17 protein-coding genes are annotated in these 18,153 nt (G+C 66.7%); all 17 read right to left on the reverse strand.

Annotation, left to right across the window (positions count from 1 at the left end; genetic code table 11):
- Positions 1 to 1,029: an SIS domain-containing protein gene (locus ACCQ13_RS16250; protein WP_104602410.1), complete on the reverse strand. Its 1,029-nt coding sequence runs from the start codon at positions 1,027 to 1,029 to the stop codon at positions 1 to 3.
- 6 nt (positions 1,030 to 1,035) lie between these two features.
- On the reverse strand, positions 1,036 to 2,103 hold the full coding sequence (locus ACCQ13_RS16255; protein ID WP_104602498.1) for a LacI family DNA-binding transcriptional regulator: 1,068 nt from the start codon (positions 2,101 to 2,103) through the stop codon (positions 1,036 to 1,038).
- A 40-nt stretch (positions 2,104 to 2,143) separates the two neighbouring features.
- Positions 2,144 to 3,421: a sugar MFS transporter gene (locus tag ACCQ13_RS16260; protein WP_104602411.1), complete on the reverse strand. Its 1,278-nt coding sequence runs from the start codon at positions 3,419 to 3,421 to the stop codon at positions 2,144 to 2,146.
- A 44-nt stretch (positions 3,422 to 3,465) separates the two neighbouring features.
- Positions 3,466 to 4,188, reverse strand: a complete 723-nt coding sequence (locus tag ACCQ13_RS16265; RefSeq protein WP_208800708.1) for a GntR family transcriptional regulator — start codon at positions 4,186 to 4,188, stop codon at positions 3,466 to 3,468.
- 333 nt (positions 4,189 to 4,521) lie between these two features.
- A complete protein-coding gene (gspN, locus tag ACCQ13_RS16270) occupies positions 4,522 to 5,238 on the reverse strand; it encodes a type II secretion system protein N (RefSeq protein WP_104602413.1) in 717 nt (238 codons plus the stop codon).
- A complete protein-coding gene (gspM, locus tag ACCQ13_RS16275) occupies positions 5,235 to 5,687 on the reverse strand; it encodes a type II secretion system protein GspM (protein WP_104602414.1) in 453 nt (150 codons plus the stop codon). Before gspM ends, gspN begins: the two co-directional genes overlap by 4 nt.
- Entirely contained in the window at positions 5,684 to 6,778 is a 1,095-nt protein-coding gene (gspL, locus tag ACCQ13_RS16280) for a type II secretion system protein GspL (protein ID WP_104602415.1), read from the reverse strand. Before gspL ends, gspM begins: the two co-directional genes overlap by 4 nt.
- Entirely contained in the window at positions 6,775 to 7,767 is a 993-nt protein-coding gene (gene gspK, locus ACCQ13_RS16285; protein WP_104602416.1) for a type II secretion system minor pseudopilin GspK, read from the reverse strand. Before gspK ends, gspL begins: the two co-directional genes overlap by 4 nt.
- Positions 7,764 to 8,366, reverse strand: a complete 603-nt coding sequence (gspJ, locus tag ACCQ13_RS16290; RefSeq protein WP_159407562.1) for a type II secretion system minor pseudopilin GspJ — start codon at positions 8,364 to 8,366, stop codon at positions 7,764 to 7,766. Before gspJ ends, gspK begins: the two co-directional genes overlap by 4 nt.
- A complete protein-coding gene (gspI, locus tag ACCQ13_RS16295; RefSeq protein WP_104602418.1) occupies positions 8,363 to 8,740 on the reverse strand; it encodes a type II secretion system minor pseudopilin GspI in 378 nt (125 codons plus the stop codon). Before gspI ends, gspJ begins: the two co-directional genes overlap by 4 nt.
- Positions 8,724 to 9,167, reverse strand: a complete 444-nt coding sequence (locus ACCQ13_RS16300) for a GspH/FimT family pseudopilin (protein WP_159407563.1) — start codon at positions 9,165 to 9,167, stop codon at positions 8,724 to 8,726. Before ACCQ13_RS16300 ends, gspI begins: the two co-directional genes overlap by 17 nt.
- Positions 9,168 to 9,232: 65 nt before the next feature.
- On the reverse strand, positions 9,233 to 9,697 hold the full coding sequence (gene gspG, locus ACCQ13_RS16305) for a type II secretion system major pseudopilin GspG (protein ID WP_104602420.1): 465 nt from the start codon (positions 9,695 to 9,697) through the stop codon (positions 9,233 to 9,235).
- Positions 9,698 to 9,723: 26 nt separating this feature from the next.
- Positions 9,724 to 10,923: a type II secretion system inner membrane protein GspF gene (gene gspF, locus ACCQ13_RS16310; RefSeq protein WP_104602499.1), complete on the reverse strand. Its 1,200-nt coding sequence runs from the start codon at positions 10,921 to 10,923 to the stop codon at positions 9,724 to 9,726.
- Entirely contained in the window at positions 10,910 to 12,403 is a 1,494-nt protein-coding gene (gene gspE / locus ACCQ13_RS16315; RefSeq protein WP_104602421.1) for a type II secretion system ATPase GspE, read from the reverse strand. The genes gspF and gspE overlap by 14 nt, the downstream gene beginning before the upstream one ends.
- Before the next feature lie 4 nt (positions 12,404 to 12,407).
- Positions 12,408 to 14,486: a type II secretion system secretin GspD gene (gene gspD / locus ACCQ13_RS16320; RefSeq protein ID WP_104602422.1), complete on the reverse strand. Its 2,079-nt coding sequence runs from the start codon at positions 14,484 to 14,486 to the stop codon at positions 12,408 to 12,410.
- On the reverse strand, positions 14,483 to 15,295 hold the full coding sequence (locus ACCQ13_RS16325; RefSeq protein WP_167527018.1) for a type II secretion system protein N: 813 nt from the start codon (positions 15,293 to 15,295) through the stop codon (positions 14,483 to 14,485). Before ACCQ13_RS16325 ends, gspD begins: the two co-directional genes overlap by 4 nt.
- Before the next feature lie 159 nt (positions 15,296 to 15,454).
- The gene (locus tag ACCQ13_RS16330; RefSeq protein WP_159407564.1) at positions 15,455 to 18,103 is read right to left on the reverse strand and encodes a TonB-dependent receptor domain-containing protein; all 2,649 of its coding nucleotides are present in this window, start codon (positions 18,101 to 18,103) and stop codon (positions 15,455 to 15,457) included.
- Between the last annotated feature and the right edge of the window lie 50 nt (positions 18,104 to 18,153).

Raw genomic sequence — 18,153 nt, forward strand, 5'->3', positions numbered from 1 at the left:
TCAAACGGTTTCCGTGACCTTGTTCAAATGCGGCGGCAGATCGGGGTTATGGCCGCGCTGCAGTGCCAATGCGTTGATCGCGCGATAGAAGCTCTGCACGGTGAGCAGCGGTGCGCAGGCCGGGTGCGCGGCATCGGCCAGCGGCAGGTCGCCATCGGGCGCGGCTAGCCATACCTGGGCGCCGCGGGCGCGGAATTCTTCTGCCAGTGCGCGTGTACCTGCGCCGGTTTCATCGGGCTGGGCGAACACCAGCACCGGGAAGCCGGGGCCAACCAACGCCATCGGGCCGTGCTTGACCTCGGCCGAGCTGTACGCCTCGGCGTGCAGGCCGCAGGTTTCCTTGAATTTTAGCGCCGCCTCCTGCGCCGCGCCCAAGCCCAGGCCGCGGCCGAGCACGAACAGGTTGTGCGCGGGAGTCAAACCGGTGGTCAGTGCCGACCAATCCGCCTGCCAGGCGCTACGCAGTTGTTGCGGCAACGCATCCACAGCGGCGAGCAGTGCGGGATCGTTCTTCCATACGGCACCCAGGTGCAGCACCGCCGCGAGCGAGGCGAGGTAGCTCTTGGTGGCCGCCACGCTCTTTTCCGGGCCGGCGCCGAGCGGAATCACCACCTCGGCCAGTTGCGCCAACGGCGAATCCTCCACGTTGACCAGCGCCACCACGCGCGCACCGGCGGCCTTTGCGGCCTCGGCATTGCGCAACAGGTCCGGGCTCTTGCCCGATTGCGAGATCACGATGTACAGCGCGCCACGCAGTTGCAGCGGCGCCACATACACCGAGCCCACCGACGGCGATGCAGAGGCAGTGACGATGCCCAGCTGCGTTTCGAACAGGTACTTGGCATATGTTGCCGCGTGATCGGAACTGCCGCGTGCGCAGGTCACCACGAACGGCGGCGGGTTCTCGCGCAGCGACTGCGCCAGCGCGGCAATGGTGCCGGCGTTGCGCACGAACTGTGCGGCCACCACGTCGGCGGTCTGCGCCGCCTCGCGGAACATCAGGGTCTCGGTTTCTGGGGGGAGGCTCATCTGGACTCAGGCGGATTCGGGAGGAAGGGACTTGCTGGCCGGCGTCTGCGCCGGTGCGGTGGAACCGCGCACCACCAGTTGCGGCACGAAGCCGCGGTTCTGCAGTTGCGCGGGCTGGTCGTCGTAGGCATCGCTGCGCAGCTGGCTGATGAGCAGGCGTGCGGCATGCCGCGCGATGTCGTCGGTAGCCTGCTTGGCGGTGGTCAGCGTCGGCCACGACTGCCGCGAGAACGGGCTGTCTTCGAAGCCGGCGATCGACAACTGGTACGGCACGTTCATGCCGGTGGACTTGGCCGCGGCCAGCACGCCGGCAGCGATTTCATCATTGCTGCCGAAGATGGCGGTGGGCGGTTCGCGCAGCGACAGCAGCCGGCGCGCACCACGGAACCCATCGTCGAACGTGTAGTCACCGGGAATCACCAGATGCTTGTCCAGCGGGATGCCATAGTCCTTCAACGCAGCCTCGTAGCCGGCATAGCGCTCGCCGCTGGAACGATGCTGCGGCCCGCCCCAGAGAAAACCGATGCGCTGATGACCGAGCTGGATCAGGTGCTCGGTGATCTCATAGGCCGCATCGCGGTCGTCGATATACACGCAGTGACCATCGCCCGGGTCGTCGGTGGCCGCGATGATGCGCACGCTCTTGATGCCGCGTGCAGCCAGGCCGGCCAGCAGTTCGGGGCGCTCGGACATCGGCGCGGTCAGCACCACGCCGGCCAGGCGCGAACGCTGCACCCATTCGGCCAGTTCCTCGGCCAGCAGCGGCGAGGTGGAATCGCAGGGATGGATCTGCAGGCCGAAGCCGGTCTCACGGCAGGCGGCAAGCACGCCGTTCTGGATGCCGATGATGTGGTACGGGTTGGGGTTGTCGTAGACCAGACCGATCACGAACGGCGTGCCGCTGCGCAGGTTGCGCGCGGACGGGTCGGGCTCGTAGTCCAGATCGGCGATGGCGCGCAATACGCGCGCGCGCGTGGCCTGCATCACCGAAGGCTCGTTGTTGATGACGCGCGACACTGTCTTCAGCGAGACCTTGGCGCGCTCGGCGACGTCTTTGATGGTGGGCCTGCGCATGGATGTACCTTGGTCGTCGGAACGCATCATGCCGCTTCGCTCACTTGGCCTGGGCCGGCAGGCCCACACGGTGACCGCGCAGCGAATAGAACAGGATGTACAGATAGCACGGCACCATCAGCGCAGCGAACACGACCTGGAAGTCGTAATGCTGTTTGAGGATGGCGAACAGCTGCGGAATGATCGCGCCGCCGGCAATGCCCATGACCAGCAACGCCGAGCCGATTTCGGTGAAGCGGCCGAGCCCGCGAATGGCCAACGGAAAGATCGCCGGCCACATCATCGCGTTGGCGAACCCGAGCGCGGCAACGAAGCCCACCGACACGTAGCCATGGGTCAACAACGCACCCAGCGAGAACAGCACGCCCAGTACCGCCGACACGCTCAGGTAGCGCGCCTGCGAAATGACGTTGGGGATCAGCACCAGCCCGGCGATATAGCCCAGCAGCATCGCGCCCAGGGTGTAGGAGGTGAACAGCTTGGTGCTGTCCAGCGGCAGGTTGAACCCATGGCCATAGGTGCCGATGGCATCGCCGGCCATCACCTCCACGCCCACGTAGACGAACAGGCACAGCACGCCCAGCCACAGGTGTGGAAACTGGAAGATGCTGTGCTTCTGCCTGCCGGTCTTGGCGCCGGGCGTGGCGTTGGCCTCGGCAGCCCGGAGTTCGGGCAGCGGCGAGAACAGCACGCCGGTGGACAACAGCAGCAGCACGCCGGACATCACCAGGTAAGGCGCATGGATCTTGGCGGCGAATGCAGTGAGCAAGGTTTCCTTGGTCGCGGCATCGGCGCTGGCCACCTGCGCAGACAGATCGCCGATACCGTGCAGCACCAGCGTACCGATCAGGATCGGGGCCAGGATGCCGGCGATCTTGTTGCAGATACCCATCAGCGCGATGCGCCGCGCCGCGCTTTCGATCGGCCCGAGGATGCTGATGTAGGGGTTGATCGCGGTCTGCAGCAACGCCAGCCCGCTACCGATCACGAACAAGCCGCCCAGCGCGCCCGGATACCAGCGCTGGGTGGCGAACTGGCCGAAGCCCGCCGCGCCCACCGCCATCACCACCAGGCTCAGCGCCAGGCCCTTCTTCATGCCGGTGCGCTTGAGAATCCACGACGACGGCAACGCCAGGAAGAAGTACGACAGGTAGAACACCATCAGCACCAGGAAGGCGTTGACCTCGTTGAGATCGAACGCCAGCCGCACGAAGGTAATCAGCGGCCCGTTGATCCAGGTGAAAAAGCCGATGATGAAGAACAGCGCGCCGACGATGGCGATCGAGACAACGGGGTTTGCGGGCCTGGCAGTAGTCATGGATCGGCTGGCTCTGGAAGTGTCGTGCAGGAATGCCGTCGGCGTCAGCGGCGCAGTTCGGCGACGAAGTCGTAGAAGTCGTTATGGCAATACGTGTCGGTCAATTCGATCGCGCTACCGTCGCGGGCGTAGCCCACGCGTACCACGTGCAGGATTGCCTCGCCGGTTTTCATGCGCAGATGTTCGGCCAGCCGCGCCGGCAGGTTGATCGCGCGGAAGTACTGCAGTGCGCGCACCACCGGGGTGCCTTGCGCATCCAGATAGCTATAGAGCGAATCGCCTATCTGTTGCGGGTCGGCGACGATGCGCTGCGGCAGCACCGCATGTTCGTAGGCCATCACGCGGTCGTCGGCGCTGCGCAGGCGCGTCAGGGAGGCCACCGACGCATCCGGCGACAGGCTCAGCCGCAGGATCTCTTCGCCATGCGCCGGACGCAGGCGCCGCTCCAGCCAACGCGTGCCCGGCTCGTAGCCCTTGATGCGCAGCGTCTCGCTGAAACTGGTGAGGCCGCTGAGCTGGTGCTGGATCTGGGTGGTGACGAAGGTACCGGCGCCCTGCCGGCGCGAGACCAGACCTTGTTCGACCAGCACGTCCACCGCCTGGCGCAGGGTCACCCGCGAGATCTGCAGGCGCTCGCACAGCTGGCGCTCGGCCGGCAGCGCTTCGCCGGCCTTCCACTGGCCGCCACGGATGGCATCGGTGAGCTTGCCGGCCAACTGCAGGTACAACGGGGTTGGCGCCGACGCGTCCAGGTGCAGCTCGTCCAGTCGCTTGTCGGCGTCCGCCCTGGCCTTGGCCATCGTTGTTCCCGCCCGCCTAAATTCGATAGGTCCAATATAGTACCAATCGGCGGCAGCGCACCAGCCCCGGCGCGCACGGGACTGACAAAGCGCCGATTCGGCAGAGAGTTTACTCTCCGGCTGGCCGGCGCACTGGTATGGAATCCCGGGACAGCCACGCATTGGTCTGCCTGATGCCACGGCGGCAAGGCCTGGCAAGACGCCCTGACAGGACAGCGGCAATGGCGTGCCGAACTGGGATTCAGACCCATTGCAGTGCAGTGCAGGCAGCAGAGTGACCGATCAACCCTGCCGGCAGATCTACAGCTGCCCTTCGTCGCGCCGTACCAGCCAGCGCTCCGGCGTCTGCGTGAAGCCGAGCAGCTGCAGGCCCAGCTGCAGGGCGGTATCGGAGCCTGGCGCGACCTGGGTGCGCCACTGCCAGCGGCCGTCGCGTTGCAGGCGTAGTTCAGCATTCAACTGCACGCCATCCGGCAGGCCGCCATCGGGGGTGAGTGCCAGCATCACTGCATCGTCCACGCAACGCGGGCTGCCGCGCAGGCGCAGCGGCAGCAATCCGGCGGCCTCGCCGCCCTCGCTGGGAATGATCTGCATGGCGACATCGCCGCCGGCCTGGATGCAGCGGGTGGTATCGAAAACCGCGCGGACATCGCGCAGATCGATCGACAGATCCATCAAGGTCACCCCGCCAGGCTTGCGTAGCAACAACCGGCCATTGGCCTGCTCCACGCCCTGCCGTGCGCCCTGCAGGGCAACCGCTTGCACGGTGGCCGAGCGCAGCTGCACCTGGCGTTGCCCACGCAGCAACGGCACCACATGCAGGCGCACGCCGACATCGCCCAGCAGCAGGCTGTTCCAATGGACCTCGCGCAGGGTGCCGTTCCAGATCGAGCCCTGCGCTTCCAGCGCGGAGAACGGCAGGCGCTGCGCCGGCAACAGCAGGCGCAGCGGCAAGGTGGCGATCACGCCCGTGGCCAGCAGCAGCATGCCCAGCAGCGCCCAGCGCAATGCCCTCATGGCGTAATGCCCTGCAAGATGATGTGCGCTTGCAGCTGGTCGTCGCGGCGGGTGATGTCGAGTTGCGCCGGTGCCAGATGGTCGCGCTGGCGCAACTGTTCCAGCCAGGCAAACAGGCTGGCACTGCTCACGCGATCGATCTGCAGGTCCAGCGTCCCGGTGGGGCCGACGCGGTGATGGGTGATGGCGATAGTGGCCTCGCGGGCGCTGCGCAAAATGCGCTCAAGGGGGACTGCCGTCACTGTAGCGGCGCGTTGTGAAGCGCGCGCAGCGAGCAGCGTTTCGGCAGCATGGTCATAGCGGGATTGAGCACTGTCCTTCCAGTGCCGCAGTGGTAGCAACAGCGCGTACCACCCCACGAAGGCGGCCACGGCCAGCAGCATGATCGCCAGCATGCCGCGCTCACGCGGCGCACGCGCCTGCCACCAGGTCTGCAAGCGGTGTTTCATCGTGGCGGCTCCAGTTGCAAGGTGGTGCTTGAGCGCGCATCCCGAGGTCCACTTGGCGATGGTTGTAGCTGCCAGCTTGCAGCATGCAAGTGGGTGGTGACAGTCTGCAGCTGCGCCGCATCGGCATGCAGCAGGGTGATGCGTATCGCGCCGGTGTGCTGATACGCCAGTGCATCCAGCTCTACGCCCGGCGCCGACTCCACTGCGGAAAAAACAGTGGCCAGGCGTGAGGCGAATGCCTCCGGCGTTGCTGCGCTGGCCTGCGCTGCGGCCGCATCGGATGGCCGCTGGGTGTCGCTACTGCCAAGCAGCGCGACGGTGCGCCGCTGCAGCAGCTGCGCACCGATTTCGTAGCGCAAGGTCTGCGCAAGCAACAGCAGCAGCGGCGACAGCACCACCAGCGCAACCAGAAGCGGCAGCGTGGGCATGCGCCTGACAGCGCGCTGGCGGGCGACCACCGCAAAGCCTTGCTGGCGCAGATCGATCGGCGCGGTGGCGGCATGTCGGGCGAACTGCGCGATGGTCTGCTGCAGATCCGGATCCGGCGGCAGTACTGGCGCGGCGGCAAGCCAGGCAATCAGCACCTGCGCAAGCGGCGGCTCCAGGCTGCAAGCCAGGCGCGGTGCGCGCAACAGCCAGCGCCCGTCCCATTGCAGCAGCACCGGCGGCTGCTCGGCGGCCGGCACGGGCAGCAGCAGGCAGTCCGGCACCACCGCATCGGGAACGATCCCCACGCCTGCAGCGCGTTCCAGCCAATGCTGCATCACCGCCGCATCCACCGCTGCGACCAGGCGCATGCCATCGGCGTCCGGTTGGGAGGCAATCGCCACATGCAGGGTCTGCGCGTCCACTGCCAGGTGTTCGGCCAATTGCAGGCGTGCGGCGGCCACCGATTGCGCCATGCTGTGCCCGGGCAAGGCCATCCAGCGCAGCTGCACATCGGCGCCGGGCACCACCAGCACGCTGCGTCCGTCCGGCGCAGGCCGTACGCTGCACTCGCCTTGCCAGACCACCTGCCCGTGCGCATCCACATGCACGGCGGTTGGCAGCGTTGCGGCCTCGGCCGGCAGCAGAACCAGCGTGGTCATCATGCGTCCGGGCTCCATTGCCGTGCCACCAGCCGCACGCGGCCGGCCGGGTCTTGCTGCAACAAGGCTTCCAGCATGACCTGCGCACCGGCATGCTCGACCTCGCTGAAGAGAGAAAAATACGTGGTGCGCAACTGCACCTGCTGCAGCACTGCATTCGACGGGGCAACCTGCAGCAGGGCCGGCGTGTTGAAGAACACCGCTGGATCGCGCCATCCGCCGGCCGGGCGCGCGGCGATCACCCGGCGTGCGGCGGGCAGCTCCAGCCGGCCCTCGGTCAGCGCCACCAGTACCGGCGCATCCTGCAGGCGCAGCGTGTTGATGTTGACCGGCGACAGCCGCCCTTCCGGCAGCGCGCACAGATACGGCTGCAGCAGCGCGATGCGCTCGGGGGTGTAGCCGGCGATGGCGCGCAGCTCGCTGACACCGGCCAGCAGGGTCGCTCCGGTCCGCAGCGGCACGGCCGATTGCAGATACTGATCGTCTTCCGCGCCCTGTGCGCCGGGTTGGCCGTCGCTGTCGATCCAGTCCACCAGCGCATCGGTCAGCGCCTGCGCCTGTGGCGGCGCGATGCCCAGCGCCTCCAGCAGTGCCTGGTACTGGCGCGCACCGTCGTCGCTACGCTGCCATTGCTCGGGCGCGCCGGCGACCACGCTATTGAGGTTGAAACAGCTGCCACGGTCGCGCAGCCGAACGCTCACCATGCCATCGTCCAGCGGGAAGCTGACCGGCTGGTCGTTCCAGCCGCCCTCCAGCGTGGTGCGCAGCGGGTCGCGCCTGGCCAGCGCCTGCAGGCGTTGTCGTGCAACCGTCTCGCTGCCCAGCGCATACCACTGCGCCTGCGTCATCGCCTCGCCATTGCCACTACGACGCAGGCCAAAGCGCAGATCGTCCAGCACGGCCACCATCAGCAGCGTCATCACCGCCACCAGCAACAACACCGTCAACAGCGCGACGCCGCGTTGCCGCGCAGGTGCATGCAACGCGCTCATGCGCGGCCCTCCGGCAGCAGGAACACCTGGCGCACGCGTCCCCACTGCTCCAGGTCTAGCTCCAGCGAGATCGCGTCCGGCAGCGCTTCCAGTCCGCCGCTCCAGCCATCGCTCCATTGCGCACGGTAATGAAACGCCACCACCACCGATCGCACGCCGCGCAACAGCACCTGCGGCGTTGCGGCCGCTGCACCATCCAGTGCCGGGCGCGCACTGCGCTCCAGGCGCCCTTCGACCACGCGATACTCCACGTACTGCAGCGACGCACGCGGCGTTTGATCCGGATTGCTCCAGCCGCGCCGCACGAAGCCGAACAACGGCCCCCGGATTCCCGGTGCACTGGCGATGAAGGCCGTGCGCGCGGCGCTGCCATCGCCATTGCGCGTGCGCCGCACCGCCGCCTGTTGCAGATCGCTGCGCAGCAGGCCATGGGCCAGCTGGACATCGCGCACCTGCTGCAAGCGTTGGCGGACCGCATCGCGTTGCTCGATGCTCTGGCGCATCACCACCACCGCCGCAGCTGCCACCAGCGCAAACACCGCCAGCGCCACCAGCAGTTCGATCAAGGTGAAGCCGGCCACGCGACGTGGACCGCTCATTGCACGCTCCGCAACGCGCTCAGGCTGGCAATTTCCTGCGTCTGGCCTGCGGCACGCACCTGTACCTCGATACGCACCATGCCGGCGCCGGCCGGCATGGCCTGGCGCTGCCAATCCCAGCTGCGGCCACCCAGCAGTTCCTGCCCGCGCGCAGGCGCCAGCGCAGCGGCGGTGGGCGCAAGCATCGCCTCGATCGCCTGGTTTTCTGCCACCAAGGCCGCCAGTGCGCGTTCTTCCAGCACCACCGCCGTGCGCGTGCTTTCGCCGGAAAGATTCAATAGCCCGACCACCGCCATGCCGAAGATGGCCAGTGCGACCATCAATTCCAGCAGCGAAAAGCCGGACGCGGCCTGGCGATTACCGATGCGGCGCATCGACCCGTACCCCGCCGGCGGCGTCCACCAGCACCTGGAGCTGTTGCTGCCCGTCGGCCAGGGCGATGCGTTGCGGCGTGGCCGCCCCGGTGGGGTCGAAGCGCACGCTCAGCTGCGTGGCACCGGCGGGAAGCTCGGCCTGCACACCGGCTGGCCAGCGCGTGGCAGCGAACGGTTTTTCGTCGAGCGCTACCCACTGCTGCCGCGCCTGACGACGGAAGGTATAGCCGCCGGTATCGACGATCACCTCGACCATGCGCAGGCTCAGGATGGCCTCGTCGCGCGCGTTGACCAGTGCGCTGGCCAGCGCATCGGCCTGGTCGTGCAGATCGCGCCGGGTGTCGGGCAGTGTCATCACCACCAGCGTGCTGGCCAGCGCGGTGATGACCAGCACGGCCAACACTTCCAGCAAGGTGAAACCATGCATGCCCGCACGCGCGTGGCGCGATGCACAGCCTTGCAGGCGGAGGTGTGCGGTGAGCATGCCTTGGCTCAGCGCCAGTTGCCGATGTCGGCGTTGTCGGCATCGCCGCCTTCGGCGCCGTCGGCACCGAAGGAATAGACGTCGAAGCCACCGTTACGGCCCGGACGGCGATACTGATACGCATGCCCCCATGGGTCTTCCGGCAAACGACGGATATAGCCGCCTTGCCGGTAGCGCTCCGGCCGGGCCAGGCCGCTCGGCGCGGCGAGCAAGGCCTGCAGGCCCTGTTCGGTGGTGGGATAGCTGAGGTTGTCCAGGCGATAGGTTTCCAGCGCCTGTTCGAGCACCGCGACATCGGCGCGCGCCTTTTCGACCATGGCACGGTCCTGGCTGGGCATCACGTTGATCATCACCACGGTGGCGAGCAGGCCGATGATGACGATGACCACCATCAACTCGACCAGGGTGAAGCCGCGCGCGCGGCCACGCAGCGGGCGCGCGCCGGCAGATGCAAGAGACTGGATGGGTTGCATGTGAATCTCCGAAAGGACGGCGGCGCTCAACCAAGCGCCAGGGTGTTGAATTGCAGGATCGGCAACAGGATCGACAGCACGATCACCGCCACCACGCCGCCGAGCAGCACGATAATGGCCGGCTCCAGCAGGCTCATTGCCGCGGTAGTGAAGGATTCGAACTCGCGTTCCAGGTAATCGGCGGCGCGTTCCAGCATCGGCGCCAGCCGTCCGCTGTTCTCGCCGCTGGAGGCCATGTACAGCAGCGTGGGCGGGAACACGCCCGCGCGCTTCATCGCCGCGGCCAGGCTGCCGCCTTCGCGGATGGCACTGACCATGCTGTCGGTGGCCAGCCGCAAGGCGCGGTTGTCCACGGTGCGTGCGGCAATCATCAGCCCTTCCATCAACGGCAGGCCGCTGTTGACCATGATCGCCAGCGTGCGTGCCATCCGCGCGGCATGCAGGTCGCGCATCAGCCGGCCCAGCAAGGGCGCGCGCAGGATGGCGCGATCTGCCGCCAGCCGCGGCGCCGGCCGCTTGAGCAGCTGTGCCGCAGCGAACGCAGCGACCACCATGGCGATCAGCAATGGAATACCTGCGTGCAGCAAAAAATTGGACACACCGATCACCGCCCGCGTCAGCCAGGGCAAGGCGCGGCCCATCGAATCGAACTGGTCCACCACCTTGGGCACTACGAAGGTCATCAGTACGATCACCACCGCGCCGGCGGTCAGTGCCAGCGCCGCCGGGTAGACCAACGCAGACTGCAACTTGCTGCGCACCTGCGCCTGGCGTTCCAGCAGATCGGCCAGCCGCTCCAGCACCTGCGGCAAGGCGCCTGCACTTTCGCCGGCGGCCACCATGGCGCGATACAGCGGCGGGAACGCGTTGCCCTGGCGCGCCATTGCATCGGACAGGCGAAATCCTTCCACCACCAGCGCATGGGTCTGGATGGTGACCCGGCGCACGCCGCGGCGTTCGGACTGGCTGCCGATGGTGCGCAAGGCTTCTTCCAGCGGTGCGGTTTCCACCAGCGTGGCGAGCTGGCGGGTGAACAGCACCAGGTCCTTGCCGCTGAAGCGCGCTGCGCGCATGGCGGTCGCCGTCGTGGCGGCAGCATCCACGCGCACCGGCACCCATTGCCGCTGTTCCAGCTGCGCCCGTGCGCCCTGCACGCTGTCGGCGCTGATGACGCCCTGGCGGCTGCGCCCCTGCAGGTCGAGCACGGTGTACTCAAACCGCGGCATGCGCATCGTCCTGCTGGCGGGCGACGCGCAAGGCTTCTTCCAGCGTGGTGAGGCCTTGCAGCACCGCGGCACGCGCGGCATCGCCCAGCCGTGGCGTGCGGTCGAAAGCCACCGCCGCCAAGGCGTCTTCGTCGGCGTTGTCGCCGATCAGCCGGCGCAGCGCATCGTCCACCGCAATGGCTTCGTAGATGCCCACGCGCCCGGCGTAGCCGCTTTGGTGGCAGGCGCTGCAGCCCACGGCCGCATACACAGTGGCGGCGTCGTCTGCGTGGGAATCCAGCAACTCGCGCGTGGCGGCGTCCAGCGGGCGCGGCGTGCGGCACTGCGTGCATAGCCGCCGTACCAGCCGCTGCGCCAGGATCAATCGCAGGCTGGACGCGAGCAAGAATGGCTCGATGCCCATGTCGCGCAGGCGCGTGACCGCGCCGACCGCATCGTTGGTGTGCACGGTGGAAAGCACCAGATGGCCGGTGAGGCTGGCCTGCACCGCGATCTGCGCAGTCTCGGTGTCGCGGATCTCGCCGATCATCACCACATCCGGGTCCTGGCGCAGGATGGCGCGCAGGCCGGCCGCAAACGTCATGCCGACGCGTGCATTGACCTGGGTCTGGCCAACGCCGTCGATGGCGTATTCCACCGGGTCCTCGACGGTGAGGATATTGCGCGATCCATCGTTGAGCAGGCTCAGCGCTGCATACAGCGTGGTGGTCTTGCCCGAGCCGGTGGGGCCAGTCACCAGCACGATGCCGTTGGGTACCTGCAGGGCACGCTGCACGGTGTGCATCACCGCCGGCGGCATGCCCAACTGCGCCAGCGACAAGGTGCCCTGCTCCTTGTCCAGGATACGCAACACCACCCGCTCGCTGCTACGCGTGGGCAAGGTGGACACGCGCACGTCCAGCGCCTTGGCCCCCATCACCAGTGACACGCGGCCGTCCTGCGGAATGCGTTTTTCGGCGATATCCAGCCGCGCCATCACCTTGACCCGCGACACCAGCAAGGGGGCGATCCGGCCGGGTAAGGTGGCCGCCTCGCGCATCACGCCATCCACGCGCAGCCGGACGCGCAGACGCGATTCATAGGATTCCAGATGCACGTCGGAAGCACCCAGCCGCGCGGCCTCGGCGATGATGCCGTTAATCAGGCGGATGATCGGCGCATCGTCCTGGCTGTCGAGCAGATCGGCGGTGGGGATGTCGTCGATCAACGAATCCAGGCTGCCATGCAGGTCCAATGCCTCGACCTGCACGCCCTGCTCCAGCCCGGCGTCGGCGTAGATTTCCGAGACGTGCCGGTCGAACACCACCGGCGCCAGCGTACGCACCTGCAATGGCATGCCGAGCGCACGACGCAGTTCGATCAAGGCCTGCACGTCGCCCCCTTCGCGCAGGCCGATCTGTGCAGTGTCCTGCGCGCCGAGCAGCACCACACCATGGCGCTTGGCGAAGGCATAGGAAATGGCGGTGCGTGCGCTGGTCATGGCTTCAACGTTGCACAGGACGGCTGGCGGATGCGGGGGTGACGGCTGGCGCCGGGCGCACCGATGGGGGCGCGGGTAACTGCTGCTGCGGCGGCTGCGCGTGCAGATAGTCGCGCACCAGCGCATCGAGCGCGGCCTCCGGGTCGCCATCGGCCAGCTGCCGATCACGCAGGTAGTTGTAGCGCGGCGCAGTCACGCGCTGTGCATCGGCCGCGTCGCGGATGATGGTGGGGCGAATGAACACCATCAGGTTGGTCTTGTCGCGATTGCGCGACGTGTGCCGGAACAACGCACCCAGGCCGGGCACATCGCCCAGCAACGGCACCTTCTCCACGGTCTGGCGATCGTTCTGGTCGAGCAGGCCGCCGAGCGCGACGATGGCACCGTTCTCCACCACCACGCGCGTTTCGATCTGGCGCTTGTTGAACACCAGCTCGGAGGACTGCGTGCTCACCGGCCCGGCAATGGCCGAGACTTCCTGTTTGATCGCCAACGTGATGCCACCGGCGGTGTTGATCTGCGGGCGCACTTCCAGCTCTACGCCCACGTCCTGGCGTTGGATGGTACGGAAGGGATTGTCATTGGCCGCACCCAGCACCTCACCGGTGGTGATCGGCACCTCCTGGCCGACCAGGATGCGCGCCTGTTCGTTGTCCAGGGTCATGATCGAGGGCGTGGACAACAGGTTGGAGCCGGTGTCGCTCTTGACCGCGTCGATAATCATGCCGAACACCGCATCGTTGCTTTGCCCGGCCAGCCCGATCAGGCCGCCGCTCAAGCCCAGCAAGGATTGCGCGGCCACATTGCGCGCCTGCTCCAGCACCGAATCGTCATCGCTATTGCCGTTGCGGGTGCCGGCCGCGGCCGCCGCCAGCGGCACGATGCCCGGCGAAGCGCCGCTGTACTGTGTGGCGAGCAAGGGCACGGTACCGTTGCGGCCGGCCAGCAGCAGCTGCACGCCCAGGCGTTTGGCCGCAGTGTCGGAGATCTCTACCACGATCGCCTCCACCAATACCTGTTCGCGGTGCACGTCCAGCTGGCGGATCACACCCATCAAGGCGCGCTGCGTTTCCGGGTCGGCGTTGATAATCAAGGCATTGGAGCCGGGATAGCGCACGATCACCGGCCGCTTGCCGGCCGCCGGTGCAATCACCTGCGTCTGCGCAGCACCGGCGGCGGCCACGTCCACCGCAGTGGAGCGCGTGTCCTGCCCGGGCTGCGCCTCGTTGCCCGGTGTCTGCCCGACCAGTTGCTGCAGCACCGGCAACAGCTGTTCGGCACTGGCGTGCTGCAGGCGCACCACGCTGACATCGCCGCGGCGCTCGGCGCGCCCGTCCAGATCCACCGCCGTGCGCACCACGCGCTGCACCAGGGCCGGGTCGCCGCGCACGATCAGCGAATTGCTGCTCTCCACCGGCAGCACCGACAACACCGCGCTGCGCTCGCCAGCCTGCCCGAACAGCGAGGTCAATGTGCGCGCCAGTTCCTGCGCCGAGCTGTTGCGCAGGCTCACCGTATCGATGGCGGCGCGGTCGGTATCGATCTGCGCCACCAACCCGCGAATGCGCCGCAGGTTGTCGGCGTAGTCGGCGATCAGCAGGCTATTGCCTTGCGGCATCGCCATGATGACACCGCCGCGCCCGACCAGCGGCTTGAGGATTTCTGCCGCGCTGCGCGCATCCACCCGCTGCAGGGTGAATACCTGCGTCGCAAACCCCAGGTTGCCACTGGCCGCGCTGCCCGGCTGCTGCGCGGCGGTGTCGTCGGGAATGATGCGGTAGGTGGATGGGCCACTGGACACCGCGATCAGGCCGTTGGCACGCAGCACCGCCAGCAGCATGCCCAGCAGATCGGCTTCGGACATGACCTGCGCGCGCGCCACATTCACCGTGCCCTGCACGCGGATGTCCACGATGAAGGTGATGCCGGTGGCGCGCGAGACATCCTGGATGAAGGCGCGCAGATCCACATCCTGCAGGCGCACTGGCGGGGCATCGGCCGCGCACAGCGGCATCGCCGGCATGAAAGGGAGCGAGAACAACAACGTGGCCGCGATCAGCCAGGCAGGACGAACGGCGCTCATTGCGGACGCTTCAAGGTCATGGTGTGGGTCTGGCCGTTGCGGCGATAAGTCAGCGTGGCCGCCTGGCCATCGCGCAGTTCGTCCTGCAACTCGCGCAGGTGTTCGGCATCGAGGGTGCGGCCGTTGATCTGGGTCAGCACATCGCCGGCTACCAGGCCGGCCTGGCGCAGCAGCGCGCCATCGCCGCGCGGCATGATCGTGAAGCCACTGCCGTCTTCGCTTGCGCGCAACCCGGTGCTGCTCAACAGCTGTTGCGGGTCGACTGCCGCAGCGGCGGCGGTTGCAGTGGTTGCATCGGTCGCGTTGCCCACGTTCGACATCGCCGCAGCGGCCGTGCCCGCCATTGGCGGCGTGGTGGCGGGCACCTTCGGCGTGGCATCGATCAGTGCCAGGCGACGCACGCCGCTGCCGGTGCGCAGCAGCACATGGTCGGCAGCGATCGCCTGCACCACCACACCGGGAAGCACCGTATCGCCAACACGGTAGGCACCTTGCCCACCATTGCCATCACTGAGATAGGCCGCCGCGTGCGCACCGCCGGCACGCACGCCATGCAGCACGATGCCATCGCTGTTGACGTCGCTGACAGTGCGATGGAACACGTCGCGACGAAGCGCTGAGAGATCCGATGTCGTCTCGATGGCCTGCGTGCGCATGCCCAGCGGGCCGATCGGCGTGACCAGCAGCCACAACAGGCGCAGCGCCTGCACCGCCAGCAGCACAGCCAGCACGCAGGCCAGTGCCGTGCGCGCACCGCGTAGCGACATGACGACACTCAACGAGGGCGATACGCGCTGCAAAGCAGAGATCCATCTTAAGGATTGCGAACGGATGACAGAATGCGGCAGCAATGTGTCAGTTCGAAGAAATCTATGACATGTACCGACACATGCCTAGGTGAGGCAGAACGCAAACGCCCGCTGTGCCAGGCACAGCGGGCGTTTGCTGCCCCTTCCGCGCGTGGCGGATCAGAAGCGCGCCGTCACATTGATGTCATAGTTGATGCCGGGCTGGTAGCTGTAGAGGTCCACTCGGTTGCTGCCCACCTTCTGGTATTCCTGATACTTGGTCTTGAGCAGGTTGCGCGCTGCAAAATTCACCGACAACGTATCGCCCGACCACACCAGCCCCTTCCGGATCACCAGATCCAGCGAGGTGCCCGGCTTGTCGATGTAATCCGGCTGGCCGGGACGGCCGCGTGCGGAGATCCGCTCGCCTACGTAGTTGGCGATCAGGGTGGCCTGGCTGTTGGTGCTCTCGCTTTCCACACCGATCTGCAGGTTGGCGATGTCGTCCGACTGCCCCTGCAGCGCGGAGCCATCGCGAATGAACAAATTGGCCTGCACTGGCGCGCTGAAGCCGAATGGCTGCACGGTGTCGCCGGCGCTGGCACTTACCTCGGACGTGGTGCGCGTGTAGTTGCCGGACACGAACAAGCGCTTGTCGCCCCACCAGTCGGCAGCGATCGGCAGGTCCAGATACGTCTTGGCTTCCAGCTCGATGCCGTAGAGGTTGGCCTTGGGCGCATTGATGAAACTCTGCACGATGCCGCCGCCGGGTGCATCGTTGACGATGGCTTCGATCGGCTTGTCGATGTCCTTGTAGAACACACCGACGGTGACGTACTGGCCCGGTTCGAAGAACCATTCGTAACGCGCATCCAGATTGACCAGCTCGCTATCCACCAGGAACGGGTTACCGAAGAACTGGCGATCGATATCCGGGTCCAGATACTGCTGCGGCGCCATTTCGCGGAACTGTGGCCGCGCGATGGTCTTGGACGCACCGAAGCGCAGCTGCTGGTTGTCGGCGAAGTTCCAGGTCAGCGTGGCCGACGGCAGCGCGTAGCTGTTCTCCAATGGGGCCACACTGTCCTGGCGTGTGCCGCTGAAAATGTCGTACGGGTGCACCGCCTGGGTGGCATCTTCATAGCGCACGCCAACCGTGCCACGCAGGGTCGGCACGAGTTCGCCTTCGGCCTGCAGGTACGCCGCCTTGACCTTCAAGGTGGCGTCGTAGGCCGCCGCACCGAAACTGCCGGTGGTCTCGCGCAGTCGCAGCAGATCGTTGCTGATGTTGTAATCGGAGAGCAGATAATCCACGCGCTGATACTGGTTCAGGAACGGCAGCGGGCCGTCCAACGCCAGGAACCGGAACTCGCGGTTCCATGCGCTGCGGTCGTTGTCCAGGTACGCCAGACCGCCCTTGACGGTGAGGTCGTGCTCCATCGGCAGGCGCCAGGTGACATCTACGCCACCGCTTGCCACTTGATCGTCGACCTTGCTGAAGCGGGTGTAGTTCTGCACGCGCGAGGCATCGTGGGCCCAATAGCCATCCAGCAGCTCGTAGCGGATGCCGGTCTCGTACGGCACGTCGCGGCTGGCATTGGCCACTGCCGCGCGCCATTCGATCTTGAGATCGTCATAGTCGCCGAACGCATGCGAGCCCAGCAGCTGGTTGTTGATGAGCTGGCGCTCATACCACTCGGTATTGTCGTCGCGCACATCGAAACCGGCCAGCTCGTCGCGGCCGGCGCGGCTGCGCGCCACCTTCAATGCATCGTGCACGTACAAGGTGGTCCAGCCGATCTTGTGGCGTCCGTATTCCCACCCCAGGCCCAGCATGCCGTTGGTGCGCACATTGTTGCGGGTGGTGGCGAAATCGTAATTGGAATTGAACTCCACGCTGTCGCCGACAAAGATGCCGTCCTGCTGTTTGCCGGTGCGCGTGCGCCACTCGTTGTCGTAGCTGGCCACCGCCAGGATGCCCAGCCGGGCTTCGCCGATGTCCATGCTGTAGCCAGCGCTGCCGCCGACATTGACGTCCGGGGCGATGCTGTCCTTTTCCTGCAGCACGTACAGGTTCGCATTGTTCATGCTGCGGCCGATGCGACGGATGTCCTCGCGCGGGAAATTGCCCAGGTCCACGCGGCGTCCGCTGCGAATCGCATCGCGCAACGCACCCGGCTGCTTGCGTGTGCCATCGTCATAGCCCCACTCGTCATCGCCGGAGCCGTAGTAGGTCAGGCCCTTCTCGCCGGTGCTGACGCTGTTGGCGCCGCCGCCCAAGGTAAGCGAAAGAAACGGCTTTTCCGGCACCGTCATCGATTGCAGATCGATCACACCGCCACCGAATTCGCCGGGATAATCGGCCGAGTAGGTTTTTTGCACGGTGACGCTGGCCAGCACCTCGCTGGGAAACAGATCCAGCGGCACCACGCGTTGCATCGGCTCGGGGCTGGGCAGCGGCGAGCCGTTGAACAGCGCCGACGAATAGCGCTCGCCCAGGCCGCGCACATACACATACTTGCCACGCGACAGGCTCAAGCCGGTCACCCGCGTCAATGCCACGGCGGCACTGCTGTCGCCGGTGCGCTCCATGTCCTCGCGGGTAACGAACGAGGCCACTTCGGAGGTCTGCAGCATTGGTTCGGGAATGTATTCGCCGCGCACCACGACCTGGTCGAGTTGCTTGGGCGCAATAGCGGCACTGGAACTGCTGCCGCCGGCAGCATCGCTGGTGGTCGACTGCGCCAACGCGGCGCCGGACATCAGCAAGGTGGAAATGGAAAGAGACAGGCCCGTCCGCGAGAGACGGGCAACAGTGGAGGTTCGCATCGTGGGAGCCCTGGCAACAGAAAGATGAAGCGGGACGCATCGCGCGGCAG

This window comes from Xanthomonas sp. NCPPB 1638, from assembly GCF_041475635.2.
GTDB lineage: Bacteria > Pseudomonadota > Gammaproteobacteria > Xanthomonadales > Xanthomonadaceae > Xanthomonas > Xanthomonas cucurbitae.

Coding starts and splice junctions, on each gene's coding strand:
- gspF (WP_104602499.1), bottom strand. CDS start 10,923: ATGCCGCGGTTTGAGTACACCGTGCTCGACCTGCAGGGGCGCAGCCGC.
- ACCQ13_RS16250 (WP_104602410.1), bottom strand. CDS start 1,029: ATGAGCCTCCCCCCAGAAACCGAGACCCTGATGTTCCGCGAGGCGGCG.
- ACCQ13_RS16255 (WP_104602498.1), bottom strand. CDS start 2,103: ATGCGCAGGCCCACCATCAAAGACGTCGCCGAGCGCGCCAAGGTCTCG.
- gspM (WP_104602414.1), bottom strand. CDS start 5,687: ATGAAACACCGCTTGCAGACCTGGTGGCAGGCGCGTGCGCCGCGTGAG.
- ACCQ13_RS16300 (WP_159407563.1), bottom strand. CDS start 9,167: ATGCATGGTTTCACCTTGCTGGAAGTGTTGGCCGTGCTGGTCATCACC.
- gspK (WP_104602416.1), bottom strand. CDS start 7,767: ATGAGCGCGTTGCATGCACCTGCGCGGCAACGCGGCGTCGCGCTGTTG.
- gspJ (WP_159407562.1), bottom strand. CDS start 8,366: ATGAGCGGTCCACGTCGCGTGGCCGGCTTCACCTTGATCGAACTGCTG.
- gspE (WP_104602421.1), bottom strand. CDS start 12,403: ATGACCAGCGCACGCACCGCCATTTCCTATGCCTTCGCCAAGCGCCAT.
- ACCQ13_RS16260 (WP_104602411.1), bottom strand. CDS start 3,421: ATGACTACTGCCAGGCCCGCAAACCCCGTTGTCTCGATCGCCATCGTC.
- gspD (WP_104602422.1), bottom strand. CDS start 14,486: ATGAGCGCCGTTCGTCCTGCCTGGCTGATCGCGGCCACGTTGTTGTTC.
- ACCQ13_RS16330 (WP_159407564.1), bottom strand. CDS start 18,103: ATGCGAACCTCCACTGTTGCCCGTCTCTCGCGGACGGGCCTGTCTCTT.
- gspL (WP_104602415.1), bottom strand. CDS start 6,778: ATGATGACCACGCTGGTTCTGCTGCCGGCCGAGGCCGCAACGCTGCCA.
- gspG (WP_104602420.1), bottom strand. CDS start 9,697: ATGCAACCCATCCAGTCTCTTGCATCTGCCGGCGCGCGCCCGCTGCGT.
- gspN (WP_104602413.1), bottom strand. CDS start 5,238: ATGAGGGCATTGCGCTGGGCGCTGCTGGGCATGCTGCTGCTGGCCACG.
- gspI (WP_104602418.1), bottom strand. CDS start 8,740: ATGCGCCGCATCGGTAATCGCCAGGCCGCGTCCGGCTTTTCGCTGCTG.